Raw genomic sequence first — 8,834 nt, forward strand, 5'->3', positions numbered from 1 at the left:
AATGTGCAATTAACCGCCAGTGACGTCAAAAACGCCGGTAAAGACGGTCGCACCGAGATAACCGCAGGCCGTAACCTGACGCTGGATACCTTAAGTACACACCGCACAGAGCAGGGCGACTGGGGAAAAGAGAACTACCGCCATCTGACCCAACAACAGGATATCGGCAGCCAGATAACCGGCGCCGGTGATGTGACCCTGCAAGCCGGGCAAGATTTGACCGCCACCGCCGCCCACGTCAATGCCGGTCAACAATTGACGGCGCAGGCCGGAAATAACCTGACGTTGACCACCGGTACCGCCTCATCCGATTTAGTGGAGCACAGTAAACAAACCAGTAAAGGCTGGCTGTCCAAGTCGTCAGTGGAAACCCACGACGAAGTGCATGACCGGCAGGCGCTCAGTACCACATTCAGCGGCGATAAGGTCAATCTACAGGCCGGAAAAGACCTGCATATCAGCGGCAGCCATGTCGCGGGCACGCAGGATGTCAGCCTGAGCGCCGGTCAGCAACTCACCGTCACCACCGCCGCGGAAGCGCACAATGAAACCCATTTACGGCAGGAGAAAAAATCCGGCCTGATGGGCACGGGCGGGATTGGTTTTACCGTTGGCAAAGCCAGCCAGAAAGTCACCACCGACAGTGACAGCCAGCTTAACCAAGGCAGCACGGTCGGCAGCAGTCAGGGCAATGTGACGCTCAACGCAGGGGAACAGCTCCGGGTTCACGGCAGTGAAGTGATTGCCGGTAAAGACCTGACGCTGACCGGTCAACAGGTCGCGGTCACCAGTGCGGAAAACCGCCATCACACCACGACAAAAACCGAACAAAAACAGAGCGGCTTAACGGTGGCGCTGAGTGGTGCCGCTGGCGGGGCCGTCAACAGTGCGGTGCAAACAGCCAGAACCGCCCGCAATGAAAATGACCCGCGAGTGAAAGCCCTGCAAAACACCAAAGCGGCCCTCAGCGGAGTGCAAGCGGTGCAGGCTGGCCGACTGGCGGAGGCTCAGGGCAGTGATGACAAAGGCAATAACACCCTGGCCGGGGTTAGCCTGTCCTACGGTCGCCAGTCTTCTCGTTCAGAACAGCAGTATCGTCAGACCACCCAACAGGGCAGCCATCTCACTGCCGGGGATAACCTCACGATAACGGCGCACGGTGACGATAAAGGGACATCCGGCCCGAACGGCGATATCCACATTCAGGGCAGCCAATTACAGGCGGGCAAAGACCTGAAACTCAACGCGAATCGGGATATTACGCTCTCGTCCAGCCAGAACACCGAACAGACTACTGGCAAAAACAGCAGCCACGGCAGCTCGCTAGGCGTGGGCCTGACCGCCGGCCCCGGAGGCACCGGTCTGAACGTCTCGGCCAATGTCAGTCGGGGCAACGGCCGTGAAAACGGCAACGGTGTCAGCCACCATAACACCACGTTAGACGCAGGACAGACCATTACCCTCAACAGTGGCCGGGATACCACGCTGAAAGGGGCACAAGTCAGCGGCGAACAGATTACGACGACGGTGAAGCGTAACCTGGCATTAAGTAGCGAGCAGGACAGTAACCGCTATGACAGCCAGCAACACAACGCCAGCGCGGGCGTCAGTACCACCGTAGGGCCCCTCACCAACGGTACAGCAAGCCTCAGTGCCAGCCGCAACAAACTGCACAGCAATTACGATTCGGTGCAGGAGCAGACCGGGCTGTTTGCCGGTAAAGGCGGCTATCAGGTTAACGTCGGCGACCACACCCAACTGGACGGTGCGGTGATAGCGAGTCAAGCTGACAAAGCCAAAAACACCCTCAACACCGGAACTCTGGGTTTTAAAGATATTCAAAATAAAGCGGACTTTACTGTCGAACAGCAGAGTGCGGGCGTCAGCCTCGGTCAACCAACCACCGGTCAGGTGCTGAATAATCTGGCGGTCAATGCGCTGACAGGCTCAAATAATCAGGGCCATGACAGCAGTATCACGCATGCCGCGGTCAGTGACGGCAACCTGATTATTCGGGACAAAGCGCACCAAACGCAGGATATCGCGAACTTAAGCCGTGATACCGATAATGCGGCCAATGTCTTGAGTCCGATATTTGATAAGGAAAAAGAACAGCAGCGGCTGAAACAGGCGCAACTGATTGGCGAACTCAGCGCCCAGATGACCGAGATAGCCGGGACGGAAGGGAAAATTATCGCTACCCAAGCGGCGAAAGCGAAACTCAATCATATCAGTGAACAGGACCAAGCTGATGCCAAAGAAAAATTGATCAACGCAGGCAATCAACACCCGACTCTGGAGGATATCAATAAACAAATTTATGACACCGCTTACACGCAGGCGCTGAATGACTCCGGCCTGGGGACCGGCGGCAAATATCAAAAAGCGTTACAGGCGGCTACGGCAGCGATTCAGGGGCTGGCGGGGAACAATCTTGGTCAGGCGCTGGCCGGCGGCGCATCGCCGTATCTGGCCGGGGTGATTAAAGAACTGACTACTGACCCGCAAACCCATCAGGTGGATATCGCCACCAACACGCTGGCCCATGCGATTTTAGGCGCGGTGGCGGCGGAGGTGAGTGGTAACAATGCCTTGTCAGGAGCAGCCGGTGCCACGTCCGGTGAGCTGGCCGCTCAGGTACTGATTAAGCAGCTTTACGGCGACGGGGCAAAAGTCAGTGAGTTAACGGAGGAGCAGAAACAGACTATCAGCACCCTTTCTACCCTGGCGGCCGGGCTGGCAGGCGGCATTGCCGGTGACTCTACCGGGAGCGCCGTTACCGGGGCCCAAGCCGGGAAGAATGCGGCTGACAATAATGCCCTTAGCATGGGACGTCTGTTTGGTTCCGAAGGTGCTAAACATTTTGAAGGCGCAGGTTCACTGGCTCAAAAAATGGCCCAATCCGGGGCAACACCCGAAGAAATAAACGCAGCCTTAACTCACTACTTAAAAGGACAAGTCCCTGATGGTCAGGACCCGGCAAAAGGTTTGATCATTGCATGGGGCAACTTCTTTGGCGTTCCATTGGATGTCGTGTTGTCAAATGAGCAGATGACGCCACAGAAAGCGGCGGAAATTGTTGCCGGTGGGATACCTAACAGTGAAGCGAAGTTAATACAGTTTGCGGCAGCAAAGGCGTATCTGTCTTTGAGTAAATATCAGTCGACAGAAGTGGTTAATGGAAACGGAGATTTGTTAGCTGAACATGTCAAAGGGAATGTTATAGCAAGTCAAAAATCAAACAAGTCTTCTAATTTTGGTAAATTTAGTAAAGCGGAAGGGACAGTTCAGGAATCGCTTGGAATTTGGCCGCCAAATCGAGGCGCTTATGGACCGGTTGAAAAAGTGACGTTACCAGCAGGAACAATTGTTGATAGATATGGACATCCTGGAGGTAACTTTGTGTCACCAGTTGGTGTACCATTTGAGAACAGAGCATTACCTCCGTCTTATGAAACTACAAAACCATACTTCCAATATAAAGTTGTTAAACCGATACCTGATGTACCAAAGTCAAATATATTGCCTTGGTTTGGTCAAAAAGGAAAAGGAACGCAATATGAATTACCTAAATCGGTTCAATGGTACTTGGATAACGAATACATACAGAAGGTAAATAATAAATGACAAGTGAAGAACTTATAGCTCAGTTAAATATACTGAACATTCATCCCAGTAGCTATTCTTTAGGTACATTGAAAAATAACGATTGTACTTGTGTCGTTAAAGAAAAGGGGCAATGGACTGTTTATTATGTTGAAAGAGATCAACCTTCTATTCTTTCTTCGTTTTTAACAGAAGAAGAAGCGTATGATTTTATTCTGGAACAGTTTAAAAAGTGGTTATCATAGATGTAAATCCCGACCCGCTGAACCGGGAGAGATCTTACTGTTAATCGTTAGCTCAGGGAGTGATCTTCCGGCCTGATAATTAGTTATCAGCGATCGTGCTAATTAAGAAAGTGACTTATAAAGTAAAAAGTCGCGTCGGGGCGCTGTTGACCGGGTATTGAAGCGTACAAGGAAAAGCTTGATGATAACTGACTGGATGCCTTAGAAAAATCGGTATCTGGCGCTCAACTTCGCAATGGAATGCGTTGTTGCTGACAATAATTTCTTGGGTAAATTGGTAACGGAAGGGTGTGCAATAGCTGCCCCATGCCGAGCCAAAGTAACGGAGAAAGTCCTGGAGATAGGTGTTAAGGCGGGTATAACCGGAATAGTGGCAAAGGAAATTGCTGATAAGATTTCTTCAGAAGACTTAGACCATCTGATCATGCTTCAGATGATGGGAAATGATGAAATTACACAGAGTTACCTAAATACACTTCAGAATAAATACACTCAAGTTGCTAATCCAACTGATCTGCCAACACATACTGGCGGTGATCAGTCCGGTGATATCAGGAAATACCCTAATCATACAGGTGGAAACCAACAGTTAGAGCCGGGTAGTATACCGAACCATACAGGCAATGAGGAGAATCGGCCTGGTATTACGCCAAATCATACCGGCAATACGGAAGGTAAGCCGGATGTAGGTGGTAATACGACAGTGACACCAATTCCTGATGGGCCAACGAAAGATGAGCTAATCTATTTATCTGATAGTAATGAATACGTCCCTAGCCCTAAACATGCTCTTGGAGGTTGGAGCACACCAATGGACTTAACTAATTCAAAAGCCCAAGAAGTTTTGAATAATTCTATTCAAGGTGGAAAGCAACGTTATGGTATAGCTGACGGAAAATTATATGAGTTTCAGCCAGACAATGCCGGTGGTTGGCATGGTTATCCAATACCTGGCAACGAAGCCCCTCCGAAAGTACTACGAGAATTTCTCTCTAGAGGTGCTATCAGTAAATCTGAGTATAATAAAATGATTAAAGGAAAATGATGATGTATAAATTAAGAATTGTATTATTGGATGAAATATCATCATATGATGAAGGTAAGCTTATTAGCCTTTTTTTATATAAAGATAAAGAAAGATTTTCTATTTTTCATGGGAAAGTCAACGTGTCTGAGTTTATTTTATGGATGAAAGATAATGAATCTAATATCCGCTATGTTGATCTACCTGATCATAATTGTAGTATTGACTCTATTGCTTATTACATACATGAATTTTACGAAAAAATAGATGTGGATAATGAAAGTCTTATAGATATGATGTTCGAGTATCGAGCAAGCCATTGTTTTAAATTCGCTGCACGAGGTGTTAATTTCCCTGAAATATATATTGGAAAATCAGGTGAAAATTATGAATTATCCTTATATACAAATAAGGGAGAATGGCGATACTTGATTGATATTGATGATCTTTTCACCCATATACTACACTAATAAAGATCCCGGATTTGTGAACTGTCCCCAAATGTTAGACAATCATCCGGCATTTAAAGGGGTAGTTTATTACGTCTGAGAAAAGTGGCTTACAGGCTAAAAAGTCGCGTCAGGGCGTTGTTGACCGGGCGTCAAACCGCGCTGGGAAAAATAGGTTATAACTGACTGAGTACACGGGAAAAATCGGTGTTCGGCGGGCGGTCAACTTCGCAATGGAATGCGTTGTTGCTGACAATAATTTCTTAGGTAAACTGGTAACGGAAGGGTGTGCAATAGCTGCCCCATGCCAAGCCAAAGTAGCGGAGAAAGTCCTGGAGATAGGTGTTAAGGCGGGTATAACCGGAATAGTGGCAAAGGAAATTGCTGATAAGATTTCTTCAGAAGACTTAGACCATCTGATCATGCTTCAGATGATGGGAAATGATGAAATTACACAGAGTTACCTAAATACACTTCAGAATAAATACATTCAAGTTGCTAATCCAACTGATCTGCCAACACATACTGGCGGTGATCAGTCCGGTGATATCAGGAAATACCCTAATCATACAGGTGGAAACCAACAGTTAGAGCCGGGTAGTATACCGAACCATACAGGCAATGAGGAGAATCGGTCTGGTATTACGCCAAATCATACCGGCAATACGGAAGGTAAGCCGGATGTAGGTGGTAATACGACAGTGACACCAATTCCTGATGGGCCAACGAAAGATGATTTTATTTATCAGACCAAAGGAGAAAAACCAGAAAACTATTCTCCTGTAGGAGCTGGTAGGTCTGGTGCACTTAATGAAGCAAAACGTCGCTCAGGAATTCCTGTTGGAAAACATCCTGATAGAGTATTGCCAAATATTGATAAGCGTGGGAAGCTCCAACCTGGAAAAATATATGAATTTGATGTTCCTAAAGCAGGAGGCGGAACTCAAACAATACAAATTAGGGACGATGCTAAAGGACATGATTTTGGAGTAAATGATCCTCAAAATAGAGGACCTCACTTTAATGATGAAAAAGGGAATCACTATGACTATTAATATGATAGTTAGATATGCTGCTGATATCCGTAAAGATAATGATATTACTGATTTTAATTCCTTATTTATTACAACAGAGGATATTGAAGCAGTAAGCTGGGAGCTACTAAATGTAAATCGTGAAGAAGGTTTTGTACCACTTTTTACGAAAATGGTAAAAATGTTGGAGTTTTATAATGATAGAAGTTCTATTTATTTATATATAGAACTATCTGGCGTTCAACCGGATACATCTATTATTCGATATAAACAAACTTGGGGGTTATTAAAATCAAGAAGCAATGATATAGAGTTTGCGTTAAAAAAACAGAATGTTATGGTTCAGTCCTCACAAGGCTTAAGTTTATCAGGATTATGCTATTTTTATCTTTCCGATTTAAAAGCAGCCGCAAAGTTAGTATTAACTGAAAAGAAAACATATTTGGCACTTATTCCTAACGAAGATGTTTATGAAAAGTTAGATATAACGCAGATTCAACATGTTTCAGATTGGGCCAGTTTTATTTGGCAACATGGTGGTATCGTTTTAATGATATTAGGTGCGTTTGATGATCCTGGCTGTGAGATTATTGCACTGGGAAAGCATGAAACTATTTCTTCTCTAACAAAAAATTACTACGGACAATAATGCACTTAGCTTACCCAAAGGGATGGCGGATTACGGTCGGTCAGCATCAAATCTGGCTATCGCTATGTTAAATGAAGGTAAATCCCCTCAAGAGATTTCAGCGGCATTGTCAAAACATGCCAAAGGGGATCACCCGGAAGGACAAGATCCGGTAAGAGGATTGTTAGTCGCTTGGGGGGCTGGAATGTCCACAGTAGCACCACCACTGTTGCTACCATCAGGAGCAACTGTAGGAAGTATTTTTGCTGGAGGTGTAATTAGTGGAAAGGCCAACATTAGTAATCAGCTTACAAATGGTCCAGTGAACATTACTGATGCACTGATAGCTACTGGAACGGGGGCGGTAACGCAGGGCAAAGGGTTTTGGTTTACAGAAGTGGCGAGTATTACTGGTGCGTATGCAGGTGCTAAATTGCAAGGGAAAGATCCTTTGTCCCCTGCAATTGGTGCAGGTATTGGTAACGTAATAGATGCAAGGACCAGTAAAGTAGTTACTGATAAATTTAAACCTGTAGTATCAGGAACTGTTGCTGAAGTCATTGGTGCAGGTTCTGGTGCAATAAGCTCTGAAGTTGCGGGCAGTACAATAGAAGATAAGTTAAACAAAAACTGGAGTAAGAAATGAAATCTACAATTGTTTTTCCTGACTCTATCCACTATTGCATCGTTATTTATTACAACCTTACTTTATTGATGCATCCCGCAATTTAGTGCTTCATCGTGCCCACGTCACCGGCAGATCAGAAGAGACGACCCAGGAAATCGTGAAGATTATGGGGCGGGCAGGAATTGCGGCAGCGTCCGGAGTTGCAGACGGAATTAGTAAAGCAGATGCAAAAGTTATCAATTCAGACCAAAGCCAGCAGGCTAATGCTGATAAAGGTGCCCAAGCGGAAGCCACGAAAACATCACATAGCCAAACTGGGAATGCAGCGAAAGGAACAACAGGTAATATATCGACATTTAACCCTAATGAAATCAGATTCTCTGATCCTAGGAGGGGACTTGAGCCTAAAACATGGGGAGAGGCAATCACCGGAAGGATAAATAAACAAACTGGCGGGTTTAGTAAGAGTAACCCCGATGGTTCCGATGAGCTTCCTAGAATTACTGGAAAATCAAAGGATTAATCCATTATGACATGTTACTTATATTCAATAGAAGAACTACCAGAAGGATTTAGTTTTCCATCTTCTTTATTTGGAAATAGTAAATAAAGAATCTATTTTGGATTTAGAACCTTGGTAGTTTTTATGCGAATTTGAAAAATTCGCTAAATACTGGTTGTCTGAAATGAAAGCGCAATATCCAGAGAGACAACTCGTGCCATTTGCAAAAGTATCTTATTCTGATGATATTGCTTGCTTTGATAGTTCTGATATCTCTGGTGATCCAAAAATATTTTTTATCCATGCTTTTGCGTCAACTGGATGGGAAGATAGAAGGAATCTTAATAATTTTGATGAGTAGCTAGAATTAGCAAAGGAAGAATCAGCCCGTTATAAAATAGAACAGGAAGCAGAGTAAAATGTGAGACTTTGCTAATTAAAATTGTATAAACGACGTGAAGATCCCAGCCAACGCTGGGATCTTCCCTTTAGCCATCAACTGTTCTCAATAAGCCGGATAACCAAACAACCCGTGCTCAATGCTGATCTGCACCGACTGCCCGGTCATAAAGCCCGCCTCTTCCAACCAGTTGCCCTTAAGATGCAGAAGAGAAAGACAAGGAACCTTACCAAAAATAAGAAAAAATCCGGTATAAACACTATATACCGGATTATCATATCAAGGTTAAATTATTCAAAACTTCTGACTATATCAGTA

10 protein-coding genes are annotated in these 8,834 nt (G+C 45.4%); 9 read left to right on the forward strand and 1 reads right to left on the reverse strand.

Features of this window, described 5'->3' with window-relative positions; genetic code table 11:
• The 9 genes from LG003_RS11130 to LG003_RS11170 form a co-directional block, all read left to right on the forward strand.
• A partial coding sequence (locus tag LG003_RS11130; RefSeq protein WP_262980728.1) for a hemagglutinin repeat-containing protein occupies window positions 1–3,627 on the forward strand: 3,627 nt, incomplete at its 5' end.
• Entirely contained in the window at window positions 3,624–3,851 is a 228-nt protein-coding gene (locus LG003_RS11135) for a hypothetical protein (protein WP_112878120.1), read from the forward strand. The genes LG003_RS11130 and LG003_RS11135, both read left to right, overlap by 4 nt.
• A 235-nt stretch (window positions 3,852–4,086) precedes the next feature.
• A complete protein-coding gene (locus LG003_RS11140; protein ID WP_262980729.1) occupies window positions 4,087–4,896 on the forward strand; it encodes a hypothetical protein in 810 nt (269 codons plus the stop codon).
• A complete protein-coding gene (locus LG003_RS11145; protein ID WP_262980730.1) occupies window positions 4,893–5,345 on the forward strand; it encodes a hypothetical protein in 453 nt (150 codons plus the stop codon). The genes LG003_RS11140 and LG003_RS11145 overlap by 4 nt, the downstream gene beginning before the upstream one ends.
• 212 nt (window positions 5,346–5,557) lie before the next feature.
• Entirely contained in the window at window positions 5,558–6,379 is an 822-nt protein-coding gene (locus LG003_RS11150; protein WP_262980731.1) for an HNH/endonuclease VII fold putative polymorphic toxin, read from the forward strand.
• Complete coding sequence (locus LG003_RS11155) at window positions 6,369–7,007, forward strand: hypothetical protein (RefSeq protein WP_112878119.1); 639 nt, start codon at window positions 6,369–6,371, stop codon at window positions 7,005–7,007. The genes LG003_RS11150 and LG003_RS11155 overlap by 11 nt, the downstream gene beginning before the upstream one ends.
• A 22-nt stretch (window positions 7,008–7,029) precedes the next feature.
• Window positions 7,030–7,632, forward strand: a complete 603-nt coding sequence (locus tag LG003_RS11160) for a hypothetical protein (RefSeq protein WP_262980732.1) — start codon at window positions 7,030–7,032, stop codon at window positions 7,630–7,632.
• A gap of 139 nt (window positions 7,633–7,771) precedes the next feature.
• A complete protein-coding gene (locus LG003_RS11165; RefSeq protein WP_262980733.1) occupies window positions 7,772–8,137 on the forward strand; it encodes a hypothetical protein in 366 nt (121 codons plus the stop codon).
• A gap of 163 nt (window positions 8,138–8,300) precedes the next feature.
• Complete coding sequence (locus LG003_RS11170; protein WP_262980734.1) at window positions 8,301–8,477, forward strand: hypothetical protein; 177 nt, start codon at window positions 8,301–8,303, stop codon at window positions 8,475–8,477.
• Between the two features lie 144 nt (window positions 8,478–8,621).
• Here the strand turns inward: LG003_RS11170 and LG003_RS11175 are convergent, their stop codons facing one another.
• Window positions 8,622–8,702, reverse strand: coding sequence for a type I toxin-antitoxin system SymE family toxin (locus LG003_RS11175; protein WP_240000799.1), 81 nt, complete (start codon window positions 8,700–8,702; stop codon window positions 8,622–8,624).
• Window positions 8,703–8,834 lie beyond the last annotated feature (132 nt).

The sequence above is a fragment of the Photorhabdus kleinii genome (genome assembly GCF_025384885.1).
GTDB lineage: Bacteria > Pseudomonadota > Gammaproteobacteria > Enterobacterales > Enterobacteriaceae > Photorhabdus > Photorhabdus kayaii.

What these genes read in the sequence shown, in the direction of transcription:
- LG003_RS11135 (WP_112878120.1), top strand. Translation starts at nt 3,624, where the DNA reads ATGACAAGTGAAGAACTTATAGCTCAGTTAAATATACTGAACATTCAT.
- LG003_RS11140 (WP_262980729.1), top strand. Translation starts at nt 4,087, where the DNA reads ATGGAATGCGTTGTTGCTGACAATAATTTCTTGGGTAAATTGGTAACG.
- LG003_RS11145 (WP_262980730.1), top strand. Translation starts at nt 4,893, where the DNA reads ATGATGATGTATAAATTAAGAATTGTATTATTGGATGAAATATCATCA.
- LG003_RS11150 (WP_262980731.1), top strand. Translation starts at nt 5,558, where the DNA reads ATGGAATGCGTTGTTGCTGACAATAATTTCTTAGGTAAACTGGTAACG.
- LG003_RS11155 (WP_112878119.1), top strand. Translation starts at nt 6,369, where the DNA reads ATGACTATTAATATGATAGTTAGATATGCTGCTGATATCCGTAAAGAT.
- LG003_RS11160 (WP_262980732.1), top strand. Translation starts at nt 7,030, where the DNA reads ATGGCGGATTACGGTCGGTCAGCATCAAATCTGGCTATCGCTATGTTA.
- LG003_RS11170 (WP_262980734.1), top strand. Translation starts at nt 8,301, where the DNA reads ATGAAAGCGCAATATCCAGAGAGACAACTCGTGCCATTTGCAAAAGTA.